The following is a 13,330-nucleotide window of genomic DNA, read 5'->3' as shown; positions in this document are numbered from 1 at the left end:
CGAGGCGTAGAACGGGGGAGTAGGGGGCGTAGGCGATTTCCGTCTACCCACGGGCGCGTCCCTCTGGTTATATCAATCCACAATAAACGGCTGCCTCCACTCCTCGAAACCTTCGCCAAGCTGCGGGGCGCCGGACAATAACACGCTTCAGGAGAATTGCGATGCGCCTCACTCCCTTCGCCCGGCTGGTGGCCACCTGTGCCCTGCTGGCCGGCTGTGCCTCTCCCGGCACCCAAAGCACCCTCGACAGCGCAGCACAGCCCACCGACAACCGGGCCGGCCAAACCCACCTGTGCGCCACATCGACGGAACAGACCCGCATCCCGGTCGGCGACGTCTTCAGGGACGGCGAGTGGGTCCGGGATGCTTTCTCCGGCAAACGAGCCCAGGTTGAGGACGGCCATGTCTCCCTGGCCCCGGCCAAAGACGCCGAGGGGCTGGTCATGCTGGAATCCGCCCAGCCGGTGCAACACAGTTTCCAATGGGCCGGAGCCACCGTCTACTTTGTCATTACAGACCGGTTTGCCAACGGACGCACGAATAACGACCACGCCTACGGCCGGAAATCCGATGGCGATCAGGAAATCGGCACCTTCCACGGCGGCGACTTTGCCGGCCTGACCGAGCGTCTCGATTACCTGGAAAAACTCGGCGTGAACGCCCTCTGGGTGTCTCCGCCCGTGGAACAGATCCACGGCTGGGTCGGCGGCGGTGACCAGGGCGACTTCCGCCACTATGGCTATCATGGCTATTACGCCCTCGACTTCACCCGACCCGATGCCGCCTACGGCACGGAAGAAGAATTCCAGACACTGGTGGACCAGGCCCACCAACGGGGCATCCGCGTCGTCATGGACATCGTCATGAACCACCCGGGCTACAGCTCCTTGCAGGACATGCAGGATTTCCACTTCGGCGGCCTGTTCGACGGCTTCGAGAAATACCTGCCGGAGCGCTGGGGCGACTGGCAGCCGGAGTCCTGGGAGAATTTCCACGCCTATCATGCGCTGATCGACTACGACAGCCCCGGCTGGTCCCATTGGTGGGGCAAGGACTGGGTGCGTGCCGGCATCGCCGATTATCCCAACGCGCCCAGCGCCGGCATCGATCCCATCAAAGGGTCGCTCGCCTATCTGCCGGATTTCCAGACCGAGTCAACCAAGGCTGTGGATCTGCCCGACTTCCTGACCAACAAGGCGGACACCCATGCCCGGAACCTGCCCAACGCGACGGTGCGCGACTACCTGATCCAATGGCATACCAGCTGGATTCGCCGCTTCGGCATCGATGGCTTCCGCGCGGATACCGTCAAGCACGTCGAGCCGGAAGCCTGGGCCGAGCTGAAAGTGGCGGCGCAGAAAGCGCTGGATGACTACCGGGCGAACCATCCGGACCAAGCCCTGCCTGCCCGGAACTTCTGGATGGTGGGCGAAGTCTTCCCGCACTCCGTCACCCGCGATCACTACTACGACGACGGCTTCGACGCGGTGATCAACTTCGACCTGCAGGACAACGCCCTGGCCGGCGCCGAGTGCCTGCCGGAAATGGACAGCGTCTACGCCGACTACAGCCAGTCCATGCACGGCGACAAACCGTTCAACGTGATGAGCTACATTTCCTCCCACGACACACGCCTGTTCAGCAGCGAGGCCCACAACGATCCCGAACTGCAGAAACGGGTCGCCGCCGCCCTGCTCTTCACACCGGGCACCGTGCAGGTATTCTATGGCGATGAGTCCGGTCGCCGCGACGGCCCCAACGGCTCGGATCCGCAGCAGGGCACCCGCTCCGACATGAACTGGGATGCCCTCGATGATCCGAAAACCGCCAGCACCCTGGCCTATTGGCGTAAACTGGGCCAATTCAGGGAGGCTCATCCGGCGATCGGTGCCGGACGGCACGAACGTCTGTCGTCCTCGCCCTACACATTCTCCCGGCAGACGGATGATGACCGCGTGGTCATCAGCTTTGTCCGCCAATAAGACGGAAAACCAAAGCAATGTCTGATCTTTACCCCGACCTGATCCTCGGCTTCATGCGCCTGCAGGACTATCCCGAACTGGCCAGATCCGAAGATCTGGCCCGCTGGATCGAAACGCAGATCGATCAGGGCTGCGACACCTTCGACCACGCCGACATCTATGGCCATGGAGAATGCGAGAAAGCCTTCGGTGACGCGCTGCGCGCCAACCCGGCGCTGCGCAACAGACTGCGGGTCATCACCAAGACCGACATCGTCCACGCCAGCGGCGATGCCGTGAAGCACTATCGGGCTGAGGCGGACTATGTCAGCGCCGCGATCGACAAGGCTCTGGTGAATCTCAACGTCGAACAGATCGACACCTTCCTGATCCACCGCCCCGACCCCCTGATGGACGCGACGTCGGTCGGCCGGGCTCTGGAAGACGCGGTGAAAGCCGGCAAAGTCGCCCGCGTTGGCGTCTCCAATTTCCTGCCAGAGCAGTGGCGCTGGTTGCAGGCCAACCTGAATATCCCGCTGGTCTGTAACCAGAGCGAACTGTCCCTGCGCGCCAACGCCGTGCTGTCGGATGGCACGATGGAAGCGCACCTGCGGGACAACCTGCACTGGATGGCCTGGTCGCCGCTGGGTGGCGGTGCGCTTGGGGAAGGTGCATTGGCAAAAGAGCTGGAGCGATTGACCCGGGAAACCGGCCTGACGGCCACGGCGCTGGCGATCGCCTGGCTGCGGATGATTCCCGGCCTGCCGACGCCGGTCCTGGGTTCCATGCGGCAGGAGCGAATCGATCAGGCGCGGGCCGGGTTGGCGGCGACGCTGCCACGGACGGACTGGTTTGCGTTGTTGGAGGCGGCTCGGGGTGTTGAGGTGCCTTGAGATGCTGGCGAAAGCTGCCGCCACGCGTAGGTTGGGCTGACGCAGGAAGCCCAACATCTCACGGTCCGCACTCAAGCTTCACAACGTTCCACGCCCCTTGTTTGGCCGGCAAACGGCTCCATCCCTCGGTCGCGTATTGTTGGGCTTCCTACGTCAGCCCAACCTACCTGAGCTCGGAGAGCTTGAACGACGCCTCCACCTTTTACATTGAACGGCAGGCTAAACGCCTGCTCCGAAGCTGAAGCGTCGGCTACATGAAAACAGCGCTTCGAGGTCACCCCGAGATTGATTGGAAGCGAATGGATACCCTTGCCGAAGGAGGGACAGGGACGTCCCGGCTGTATTAGCCGGCCAGGGACGGCCGTCTAATGCAACGAAGGCAAGGGTGTCCATTCGCTTCCCGGCACGAGCTCTGTAGCCAACAACAGAAGCCAAGCATCCGTTGATGCGGCTCCCATTGTTCACCAGCACTCCGCACGCGGATTCAGCTTTCCGTAGCCCACAAAAAAAGCCGCCGGATGAACCACCCGGCGGCTTTCCCAATCAGACTGACAATCAGCTCTTCTCAGCTTCTTCCCAGCTCTTCAGCAGCTCCTGGTAGGGAACGGTTTCGCCCTTCGGCTTCTCGTTCTCCAGCTTGGGCTTGGGCGCGCCTGGCTGGTTTAGCCAGTAGCTGGCGTCACGCGGCTCATTCAGCTTCGGCCCACAGGTGGCCATCACGTTGGCGCGCTCGAGGCGCATCATGATGTTGTCCTGGGCTTCCGCCAGACCGTCCAGCGCCTGCTGCGGGGTCTTCTCGCCACTGGTGACCTGGGAAATATACTGCCACCAGAGCTGTGCCAGCTTCGGATAATCCGGCACGTTGGTACCGGTGGGGCTCCACTGGACGCGGGCCGGACTGCGGTAGAACTCGACCAGGCCACCCAGCTTCGGTGCCGCTTCGGTCATGGCTTCGGAGTTGATGTCCGACTCGCGAATCGGCGTCAGGCCGACCAGGGTCTTCTTCAGGGAGACCGTCTTGGAGGTGGTGAACTGTGCATACAGCCACGCAGCCAGACGACGCTTCTCAGGTGTGGACTTCATAAAGGTCCAGGAACCCACGTCCTGGTAGCCCAGCTTCATACCTTTTTCCCAGTACGGACCGTGCGGGGATGGTGCCATCCGCCACTTGGGCGTGCCGTCCTCGTTGACCACGGGCAAGCCGTCCTTGGTCATGCTGGAGGTAAAGGCGGTGTACCAGAAAATCTGCTGGGCCACGTTACCCTGCGCCGGTACCGGACCGGCCTCGGAGAAGGTCATGCCCTGAGCTTCCGGCGGCGCGTACTTCTCCAGCCACTCCTTGTACTTGCGGGTGGCGTAGACCGCCGCCGGGCCGTTTACAGCACCACCACGGGTCACGCTGGAACCGACCGGATGGCAATCCTCGACACGGATGCCCCACTCGTCCACCGGCAGACCATTAGGCAGGCCCTTGTCGCCCTCACCCGCCATGGAGAACCAGGCATCGGTAAAGCGCCAGCCCAGGGACGGGTCTTTCTTACCGTAGTCCATGTGGCCATAGACGCGCTTGCCATCGATGGTCTTGACCTTGTCGGAGAAGAACTCGGCGATGTCCTCGTAGGCCGACCAGTTCACCGGCACGCCCAGTTCATAGCCGTAGATGTCCTTGAACTTCTTCTTCAGATCGTCACGCTCGAACCAGTCCGCGCGGAACCAGTACAGGTTGGCGAACTGCTGATCCGGCAACTGGTAGACCTTGCCGTCCGGCGCGGTGGTGAACTCCAGGCCGATGAAGTCGTCCAGATCCAGCGTCGGCGACGTGACGTCCTTGGCATCGCCCTTGATCATGTCAGAAATCGGGACCACCTTGCCGTAGCGGAAGTGGGTCCCGATCAGGTCCGAGTCGTTGACGTAGGCATCGTAGATGTTGCGGCCCGACTGCATCTGGGTCTGCAGCTTCTCGATGACGTCCCCTTCCTGGATCAGGTTATGGGTCACCTTGATCCCGGTGATTTCGGTGAACGCCTTTGCCAGTGTATTGGACTCGTACTCATGGGTAGCGAGGGTTTCCGAAACAACGTTGATTTCCATCCCGCGGAAGGGCTTGGCCGCTTCGGTGTACCAGGCCATCTCCTTGAGCTGCTGTTCCTTGGTCAGGGTCGACGGCTGGAACTCGTTATCCACCCATTTCTTGGCTGCGTCGGAATACTGGTCGGCGCTGGCCTGAAGGCTCAAACCCAGACTGAGCAGGCCGACCGCGGCGCTCAGCATGAGGGTCTGTGGAGTGTTCTTGTTCTTCAACATAGCCAAACCTCGTCTGTTGTTAGTGTTATCGACTACAGGTCACAGGATGCCCCACTGCCTTACGGAGCGTTTTCCCGCACCCTTCTTTCCGTCCATAAAGCCCGCCGGACTTCCTCCCGGGCTATAGATCGAAAATCCTTAACGATCGTTTGCGATCATTTTTTATACATTAGTTCGTATTCGAACCCCTCACAATGTTGTAAGCCGAACACGCTACTGATGTCTGTCCATCACCCCCACCGCAACAGGACCCCGAGCCAGACCACCGAAATCGCCAGGGCAATCCAGAGACTGGCTTCGGTCAGGCCGAGGAACAGCAGATGAATGTAGGCGCTGCTGAGCAGGCCGATGAACAGCCGGTCGCCGCGGGTGGTGGCGATCGGCAGGAAGCCCTTGCGCTCCACACAGGGCTTGGCCACTTCGAACACCGTCATCACCAGCAGGATGGCGGCGATGGTGGCGAAGAAAATCGCGGTGGGAAGGGTCCACTGCATCCAGGCAATCATGCTCAACCTCCTCAGACCCGGCCCAGGGCAAAGCCCGTGGCCACGTGGTTGCGAACGAACCAGACCACCAACAGGCCCGGAATGATGGTGAGCACACCGGCCGCCGCCAGCACGCCCCAGTCGATCCCGCTGGCCCCGACCGTTCGGGTCATGATGGCGCCAATGGGTTGGGCATCGACCGACGTCAGGGTCCGCGCCAGCAGCAGTTCCACCCAGGAGAACATGAATGCAAAGAACGCGGACACGCCGATCCCCGAGCGGATCATCGGGATGAAGATCTTGATGAAGAAGCGCGGGAAGCTGTAACCGTCGATGTACGCCATCTCGTCGTATTCCCGCGGCACCCCGGAAATGAACCCTTCCAGGATCCACACCGCCAGCGGCACGTTGAACAGGCAGTGCGCCAGGGCTACCGCGATGTGAGTGTCGAACAGGCCGATCGAGGAATACAGCTGGAAGAACGGCAGCAGGAACACCGCCGGCGGCGCCATGCGGTTACTGAGCAGCCAGAAGAACAGGTGCTTGTCCCCGACGAACTTGTAGCGACTGAAGGCGTAGGCGGCCGGCAGCGACACCAGCAGCGTGATCACCACGTTGATGGACACGTAGATCATCGAGTTGATGTAGCCGTCGTACCAGCTCGGGTCCGTGAAGATCACCGCGTAGTTGTGGAACGTGAAGTTCTGCGGCCAGAGCGTCAGCGAGCTGAGAATCTCCTGGTTGGTCTTGAACGACATGTTCAGCAACCAGTAGATCGGCAGCAGCAACAACAGGATGTAGAAGGTGATGCCGAATCCACGGCGTTTGCTATGAGTCATGACGGCCTCCTACTTGTCCCGGTCCGGATAGGTGATGGCGGTGAAGAACAGCCAGGACACCAGCAGCACGATCAGGAAATAGACCAGCGAGAACGCCGCGGCCCGCCCGATGTCGAACTGCCCCACCGCCATGGTGGTGAGCGTCTGACTGAGGAAGGTGGTGGAACTGCCCGGTCCACCGCCGGTGAGTACGAACGGCTCGGTGTAGATCATGAAGCTGTCCATAAAGCGCAGCAGCACCGCGATGACCAGCACGCTTTTCAATCGCGGCAACTGGATGTAGCGGAAGACGGCCCAGCGGGAGGCGCGGTCGATTTCCGCCGCCTGGTAGAACGCCTGGGGAATCGCGCGCAACCCGGAGTAGCACAGCAGGGCGACCAGTGGCGTCCAGTGCCAGACGTCCATCAGCAACACGGTGAACCAGGCATCCACCGGGTCCGCGGTGTAGTTGTAGTTGATACCGATCTCATTCAGGAATCGCCCGAACAGGCCGATGTCACCCCGGCCGAAGATCTGCCAGATGGTGCCCACCACGTTCCAGGGAATCAGCAGCGGAATCGCCAGCAGGATCAGGCACAGGGATGCCCGCTTGCCGCCCGTGGGCATCAGCAACGCGATCCCGATGCCCAGCGGGATTTCGATCAGCAACACCGCCGTCGAGAACACCACCTGCCGCCCCAGCGACGCCTGCAGGCTTTCGTTACGCAATACTTCGCGGAACCAGTCGGTGCCGACAAAGTAGGCCGCATTGGGCCCGAAAATGTCCTGCACGGAGTAGTTCACGACCGTCATCAGCGGGATCAGGGCGGAGAACGCCACCAGGATGAAGACCGGCAGCACCAGCCACCAGGCGCGGTTGTTGGGGACCTTTCTCATGACTGCGCCTCCTCGGTCTGTTCGTCCACCAGGAATTCATCGACGTACACCTTCAGCCATTGGCGCGGGAAGCCCACATGGACGGTGTCGCCGGAGATCGCCTGGTCCTCATCAATCCGGGCCTTCAGCCGTTGCTCACCCAGTTGCAGGGTGACAATCTTGTAGGTGCCCAGGTCCTCAACATCGAGGATGTTGCAAGGCCAGGTGTCGTCGGCGGGCGCGGCGGTAAGCTGCACAAACTCCGGACGAATGCCCAGCTTGATGTTGCTCGAACCGGTCGCCGCGATGCGTTGTTTGTGCCCGTCGTCGAGCGGGACGTCGATGTCGTCGAAACGAACGCCCTGCTCCGTCACCGACACATCGATCAGGTTCATCCCGGGACTGCCTATAAAGAAGCCCACAAAGGTGTGGTTGGGCCGCTCGAACAGCTCACGGGGCGTGCCGAACTGCACGATCTGCCCGTCGTACATCACCGCGATCTTGTCCGCGAAAGTGGACGCTTCCAACTGATCGTGGGTCACGTAGACCATGGTGATGTTGAACTGCTCGTGGATCTGCTTGAGCTTGCGCCTCAGCTTCCACTTGAGTTGCGGATCAATGACGGTCAGCGGCTCGTCGAACAGGATGGCGGAGACGTCGTCCCGCACCAGCCCCCGCCCCATGGAGACTTTCTGCTTCTCGTCTGCCGTCAGACCCTTCGCTTTCTTGCGCAGCACCGGCTCGAGCTCCAGGATGGCGGCGATCTCTTCCACCTTGGCCTGGATCTTGGCTTTGGGAAAGCCGGCGTTCTTCAGCGGAAACGCCAGGTTGTCGAACACCGTCATGGAGTCGTAGACCACCGGGAACTGGAACACCTGGGCGATGTTGCGATCCTTGGGCGAGAGTTCGTTGACCCGCACGTTGTCGAACATCACATCCCCTTCCGACGGCGCCAGCAGGCCCGAGATGATGTTGAGCATGGTGGTCTTGCCGCAGCCGGACGGGCCCAGCAAGGCGTAGGCCCCGCCCTTGTGCCAGGTGTGGCTCATCTGGCGGATGGCGTAATCGCCGGGGCCTTCGGGATGGCGGCTGTAGCTGTGGGCAAGCGAATTCAACTGGATTTCGGCCATCGTCGCTTACTCCGTATCCGCTGGGTTGTCATTCACCGAAGCCGGCGCGTGCACCAGATCCCCGGCCTCATCGAACACGAACAGCTTGCTGATGGGCAGATAGATCCGGATGGCGGTCTCGGTGTGGTATTCGTGAACGCCCATCAGTTGCAGCACCAGCTCGAAATGTTCGTTCTTCACGTGCATGAAGGTTTCCGAACCACTGATCTCCGCCAACTCCACCGTCATCGCGAGCTCCAGGTCGTCCTCATTCTGCGGAACCAGACTGATATGACTGGGCCGGATGCCGAACTGGTAATGGCCCGGCGACAGAGAAGACAGCTCCCGGGTGAGCGGATGGTGGGCGTATTCGTCGAAGGTCACGTCGTTCTCGGTGACCCGACCCGGCATGAAGTTGATGGGCGGCTCGCTGAACAGCTCCGCCGCCGTGGTGTTCACGGGCCGGCGATAAACGTCCATCACCGGGCCACTCTGGATAATCCGGCCCTCGTGGAGCAGTGTCGTGACGCCACCCAGGGCCAGGGCTTCGTTGGGCTCGGTGGTGGCGTAAACCGCCACGCAATTGCGGGCGCGGAACAGCTCACGCAACTCGGCGCGCAATTCCTCGCGCAGCTTGTAATCCAGGTTGACCAGCGGCTCGTCGAACAGGATCAGCGTGGCATCCTTGACCAGGGCCCGGGCCATCGCCGTGCGCTGCTGCTGGCCGCCGGACAGCTCCAGCGGGTAGCGCTTGAGCAGGTTCTCGATGCGCAGCATTTCCGCGGTCTCGCGCACCCGGCGCTCTATCTCCGAGGGCGCCATCTTGGCCAGTTTCAGGGGCGAGGCGATGTTGTCCCACACCGTCAGGTTCGGGTAGTTGATGAACTGCTGGTAGATCATGGAGATGTTGCGTTTCTGCACGCTCTGGCCGGTCACATCCACACCATCGACCAGCACGCGCCCTTCATCCGGACGATCCAGCCCGGCCATCAGGCGCATCAGGGATGTCTTGCCCGCCAGGGTTCGCCCCAGCAGCACGTTAAAGGATCCGGCTTCGAAGGTGAGATCGGCATCCGCCACATGGGGCACGCCGTCCACCACGCGGGACACATTCTCAAGAGTCAGCGACATGCGTTCGTGTCCTTGTTTTTGTTCTGACTGCGCGAACACCGCACCGGAAGTGCGACGTTCGCTTTCGAAGATAATAAGGCAACGAACATACCAATGATCCTTTTCGCTCCTCTCTATTTTCATATGTACTTGTTTTAAAGAGACTTACCAAATCACCGCGCACTTTCCCTCACGCAAACCGATGTTCGGTTTCGAATAAAACTGTTCACACTGAACATTGACAAGCGAACACTGTGAACACAATATTGAACAATCTTTGCGGTTCCCGAACGCGGATAAAGACAACAACGACACAGGGAAACCACCGTGACCAGGATGACAACAACTGACGATTTCGGTGAGCTGATCGCAGCCTCATGGGCGCGCTGCCACGACTTCGGCCTCACCCACGACGCGCCACCGACGGCCCGGGAACTGGATCAGCCGGCGTGCCGCCAGCTGCATGAAGCAAATGGCATCCTGCTGGATACCACCGAATGCGAAGTGCTGCCCTACTACGACAACATCCTGGCCAACAGTCGTTCTCTGATCATGCTGTCCGACAGCCAGGGACGCTTGCTGCGCCATTGGGGGGACCGACGCTTTACCGAGACCGGCCGTCCGGACCTGTTCCGGGAAGGCTGCAGCTGGCAGGAGCGCCATAACGGCACCAACGCCATTGGAACGGCGATCGCCTGCGGCCAGGCCATCCAGGTCCAACGCAACGAACATTTCCTCACCGCGAATCGATTCATGGTGGGATGCGCCGCCCCGATCCGGGACGTCAATCGCAATCTCATCGGGGTGCTGAACGTCTCCAGTGATGCCTACCTGCCCCAGGCCCACACCCTGGGCATGGTGAAGCTGATGGCCATCTCGGTGGAAAACCGTCTGATGGCGCGAACCTATAGCCGGGACTGCTACCTGCTGACTCTCAACACCAATCCCGACAACCTGGATAGCCAGTGGTCAGGCCTGCTCGCGTTCGACGAAGGCGGCGCTATCGTTGCCGTCAACCAGCGGGCCGGCCAGCTCCTGGCGACCGAGCAGCTCCACCAGCCGATCAGTGAACTGCTGAACCTCGGTCTGGATGAGCTACTTGGGCACGGTGACCAGGGGCCATTCCAGCTCCGCACCCGCAACCACCGCCGGCTTTTCGGCCTGTTGCGGGCGCCTTCGGCAGCCTCCAACGGGCAGAGCCTGTCCCGCCCGACCGCCTCCCCAATCGCACCTGCAAACGGCACACTCACGTTTGCGGACATCGAATTCGGTGACGAACAGGTGCGCCGCTGCATCCGCCAGGCCACCCGGGTTGCCGATCGCGACATCCCGATCCTGATTCACGGTGAAACCGGTGTGGGCAAGGAAGTGTTTGTGAAGGCACTGCATCAGGCCAGCGACCGCCGCGATCAGCCGCTGGTGGCCGTCAACTGCGCCGCGATCCCATCAGAGTTGGTGGAGTCCGAGCTGTTCGGTTACGAACGGGGGGCGTTCACCGGCGCCAGCACGGAAGGTGCAACCGGTTTAATCCGCAAGGCTCATGGGGGCATCCTGTTTCTGGACGAAATTGGAGAGATGCCGGCCCGGGCCCAGGCCCGCTTGCTGCGTGTGCTTCAGGAAAGAGAGGTTACGCCGGTCGGATCCACCGAAGCCTATGCGGTGGATATCCGCCTGGTTTCGGCGACCAACCAGACATTGCGTGAACAGGTGGATGCGGGGACGTTCCGGCCGGACCTGTATTACCGGATCAATGGTCTGGCCATCGAACTGCCGCGCCTGCGCGACCGCAGTGACAAGCGCGCCCTGTTTCGCCAGGTTCATGCCTATTACCGGGACCCGGACCAACCGCCCGAACTGCCCGACGCCCTGCTGGATATCCTGGAGCGGCACCCCTGGCCCGGCAACATCCGTCAACTGATCAATGTCATGCAGGTGGCCCTGGCCATGGCCGACCGGGAAGTGATTGAAACCTGGCACCTGCCCGACGATTTCATCCGGGATCTGAACGCCGCTACGGCCCATCCTGTAGCGCCGACCGCCGAGATAAAGACGGCGCCGCCCGAGCAACGGATTCGCTCGACACTGGACTCGCTACTGGAGGTCTACAACCAGCACCAGGGGAACGTTTCCCGCACGGCGCGGCATTTCGGCTTCAGCCGGAATACCGTTTACAAGCGCCTGCGGGAACTGGGGGTCAGGTAGCGCGCTATCCGGCTCAATCCTGCAACCGGTTGACCGCCTCGACCCAGCCCTCGTAGAGGCGATCCCGGGTTTCCTTGGTCATTTCCGGCGTGAAGCTGCGGTCGCACTGCCACAGGCCTTCGAGGGTTTCGAGGGAATCGAAGACGCCCGCCTTGAGGCCCGCCAGGTAAGCCGCCCCCAGCGCGGTGGTTTCGATCAGCTTGGGGCGGTCGACCGTCGCTCCCAGCACATCGGCCAGGAACTGCAGTACCCAGTTGTTTTCTACCATGCCGCCATCCACCCGCAGGGCGACCGGTCGGACACCATCCTTTTCCATGGCCTTCTGCAGATCCTTGGTCTGGTAACAGACAGACTGCAGCCCGGCGGTGACGATTTCCTTGATGCCCGTATCCCGGGTCAGTCCGAAGATCGCCCCGCGCGCCTTGGGATCCCAGTATGGCGCGCCCAGGCCGGTAAAGGCCGGCACGAGATAGACCCCGTGGTTGGCCGGCGTCTGCTCCGCCAGCGACTCGGTCTCCCGGGCCATGCGGATCAGCTTGACGCCATCCCGCAGCCACTGGATCGCCGCACCGGCAATAAAGATGCTGCCTTCAAGCGCATAAGTCACCTTGCCGTTCAGTCGATAGCCGACCGTGGTCAGCAAGCGCGAGGAGGAATGCAGCGGCTTGTCGCCCGTGTTCAACATCAGGAAACAGCCGGTGCCGTACGTGCTTTTTGCCATCCCTTCCCGAAAACAGGTCTGCCCGAACAGTGCCGCCTGTTGATCGCCGGCCATGCCATAAACCGGCACCGGGGCGCCCAGCAGTTCGGGCTCGAGGGAGCCGAACTCATCGGCAGAATCGAGCACCTCGGGCAACAGGACTTCGGGAACATTGAACAGCTTCAGCAGGTCTGCATCCCACTGCTGTTCGTGGATATTGAACAGCAGCGTACGAGAGGCGTTGGTGGCGTCGGTAAAATGGGAGCGCCCGCCGGTCAGGCGCCACAGCAGGAAAGTATCGATCGTGCCAAACGCCAGCCGGCCCTGCTCGGCTTTTTCCTGGGCACCATCGACGTTATCGAGTATCCAGCGCAGCTTGGTGGCGGAGAAATACGGGTCCGCCAGAAGCCCCGTTTTCTCATGGATCATGGTCTCGCTGCCGTCGTCCTTGAGCTGCCGACACAGGGTGGCCGCGCGTCGGTCCTGCCAGACAATGGCGTTATAGATGGGCTTGCCCGTCTCCCGGTCCCAGACGACCGTGGTCTCACGCTGATTGGTGATGCCGATGCCGGCAAGGTCTTCCGCCTTCAGGTCGGCCTTTTCCAGGACCTCCCGACAGGTTTCGATGACCGTGCGCCAGATATCCTCCGGATCGTGCTCGACCCAACCGCTCTCCGGGAAGTGTTGTGGGAACTCCTGCTGGCTCACCTCGACGAACTCACCCCGATCGTCGAAAATCATGGCTCGTGAGCTGGTCGTGCCCTGGTCAATTGCCATGAGATAACGCGTCATGATTGCACCCTTTACCGTTTATTCGCTTCTTGTTCGGCTTTGCCCCTGAACATTCACCGGTCAATCCGGCGGTTCTTCGA

Annotated in this window: 10 protein-coding genes; 3 read left to right on the top strand and 7 right to left on the bottom strand. The window is 61.4% G+C overall.

Annotated features, from left to right (window positions below):
* The first annotated feature begins 161 nt into the window (after window positions 1–161).
* On the top strand, window positions 162–1,982 hold the full coding sequence (locus JL474_RS02065; RefSeq protein ID WP_203140741.1) for an alpha-amylase: 1,821 nt from the start codon (window positions 162–164) through the stop codon (window positions 1,980–1,982).
* A 17-nt stretch (window positions 1,983–1,999) separates the two neighbouring features.
* Window positions 2,000–2,854 (top strand): aldo/keto reductase, encoded by an 855-nt coding sequence (locus JL474_RS02060; protein WP_203140740.1) that lies wholly within the window; start codon window positions 2,000–2,002, stop codon window positions 2,852–2,854.
* Between the two features lie 555 nt (window positions 2,855–3,409).
* On the opposite strand, the gene JL474_RS02055 is transcribed toward JL474_RS02060, so the two are convergent.
* The 6 genes from JL474_RS02055 to JL474_RS02030 all read right to left on the bottom strand — a co-directional run bounded on the left by JL474_RS02055 (window position 3,410) and on the right by JL474_RS02030 (window position 9,577).
* Window positions 3,410–5,158, bottom strand: coding sequence for an ABC transporter substrate-binding protein (locus JL474_RS02055; protein WP_203140739.1), 1,749 nt, complete (start codon window positions 5,156–5,158; stop codon window positions 3,410–3,412).
* A gap of 230 nt (window positions 5,159–5,388) precedes the next feature.
* Window positions 5,389–5,664: a DUF2160 domain-containing protein gene (locus JL474_RS02050; protein WP_203140738.1), complete on the bottom strand. Its 276-nt coding sequence runs from the start codon at window positions 5,662–5,664 to the stop codon at window positions 5,389–5,391.
* An 11-nt stretch (window positions 5,665–5,675) separates the two neighbouring features.
* A complete protein-coding gene (locus JL474_RS02045; protein WP_123636718.1) occupies window positions 5,676–6,482 on the bottom strand; it encodes a carbohydrate ABC transporter permease in 807 nt (268 codons plus the stop codon).
* Window positions 6,483–6,491: 9 nt separating this feature from the next.
* Entirely contained in the window at window positions 6,492–7,358 is an 867-nt protein-coding gene (locus JL474_RS02040; RefSeq protein ID WP_123636719.1) for a carbohydrate ABC transporter permease, read from the bottom strand.
* Window positions 7,355–8,467: an ABC transporter ATP-binding protein gene (locus tag JL474_RS02035; RefSeq protein WP_123636720.1), complete on the bottom strand. Its 1,113-nt coding sequence runs from the start codon at window positions 8,465–8,467 to the stop codon at window positions 7,355–7,357. The genes JL474_RS02040 and JL474_RS02035 overlap by 4 nt, the downstream gene beginning before the upstream one ends.
* Before the next feature lie 6 nt (window positions 8,468–8,473).
* On the bottom strand, window positions 8,474–9,577 hold the full coding sequence (locus JL474_RS02030) for an ABC transporter ATP-binding protein (protein WP_203140737.1): 1,104 nt from the start codon (window positions 9,575–9,577) through the stop codon (window positions 8,474–8,476).
* 315 nt (window positions 9,578–9,892) lie between these two features.
* On the opposite strand from JL474_RS02030, the gene JL474_RS02025 reads away from it, so the two are divergent.
* A complete protein-coding gene (locus tag JL474_RS02025) occupies window positions 9,893–11,758 on the top strand; it encodes a sigma-54-dependent Fis family transcriptional regulator (protein ID WP_203140736.1) in 1,866 nt (621 codons plus the stop codon).
* Between the two features lie 13 nt (window positions 11,759–11,771).
* On the opposite strand, the gene glpK is transcribed toward JL474_RS02025, so the two are convergent.
* Window positions 11,772–13,250: a glycerol kinase GlpK gene (gene glpK, locus JL474_RS02020; RefSeq protein WP_203140735.1), complete on the bottom strand. Its 1,479-nt coding sequence runs from the start codon at window positions 13,248–13,250 to the stop codon at window positions 11,772–11,774.
* Window positions 13,251–13,330: the final 80 nt, after the last annotated feature.

The organism is Marinobacter mangrovi (assembly GCF_016798325.1).
Lineage (GTDB): Bacteria > Pseudomonadota > Gammaproteobacteria > Pseudomonadales > Oleiphilaceae > Marinobacter_A > Marinobacter_A mangrovi.
The sequence above is the reverse complement of the archived record's forward strand: the minus strand, read 5'-3'. Positions and strand labels throughout refer to the sequence as shown.

Bases quoted from the DNA above. Each gene is read 5' to 3' on its own strand.
- JL474_RS02065 (WP_203140741.1), top strand. From the start codon at position 162: ATGCGCCTCACTCCCTTCGCCCGGCTGGTGGCCACCTGTGCCCTGCTG.
- JL474_RS02060 (WP_203140740.1), top strand. From the start codon at position 2,000: ATGTCTGATCTTTACCCCGACCTGATCCTCGGCTTCATGCGCCTGCAG.
- JL474_RS02055 (WP_203140739.1), bottom strand. From the start codon at position 5,158: ATGTTGAAGAACAAGAACACTCCACAGACCCTCATGCTGAGCGCCGCG.
- JL474_RS02050 (WP_203140738.1), bottom strand. From the start codon at position 5,664: ATGATTGCCTGGATGCAGTGGACCCTTCCCACCGCGATTTTCTTCGCC.
- JL474_RS02045 (WP_123636718.1), bottom strand. From the start codon at position 6,482: ATGACTCATAGCAAACGCCGTGGATTCGGCATCACCTTCTACATCCTG.
- JL474_RS02040 (WP_123636719.1), bottom strand. From the start codon at position 7,358: ATGAGAAAGGTCCCCAACAACCGCGCCTGGTGGCTGGTGCTGCCGGTC.
- JL474_RS02035 (WP_123636720.1), bottom strand. From the start codon at position 8,467: ATGGCCGAAATCCAGTTGAATTCGCTTGCCCACAGCTACAGCCGCCAT.
- JL474_RS02030 (WP_203140737.1), bottom strand. From the start codon at position 9,577: ATGTCGCTGACTCTTGAGAATGTGTCCCGCGTGGTGGACGGCGTGCCC.
- JL474_RS02025 (WP_203140736.1), top strand. From the start codon at position 9,893: ATGACAACAACTGACGATTTCGGTGAGCTGATCGCAGCCTCATGGGCG.
- glpK (WP_203140735.1), bottom strand. From the start codon at position 13,250: ATGACGCGTTATCTCATGGCAATTGACCAGGGCACGACCAGCTCACGA.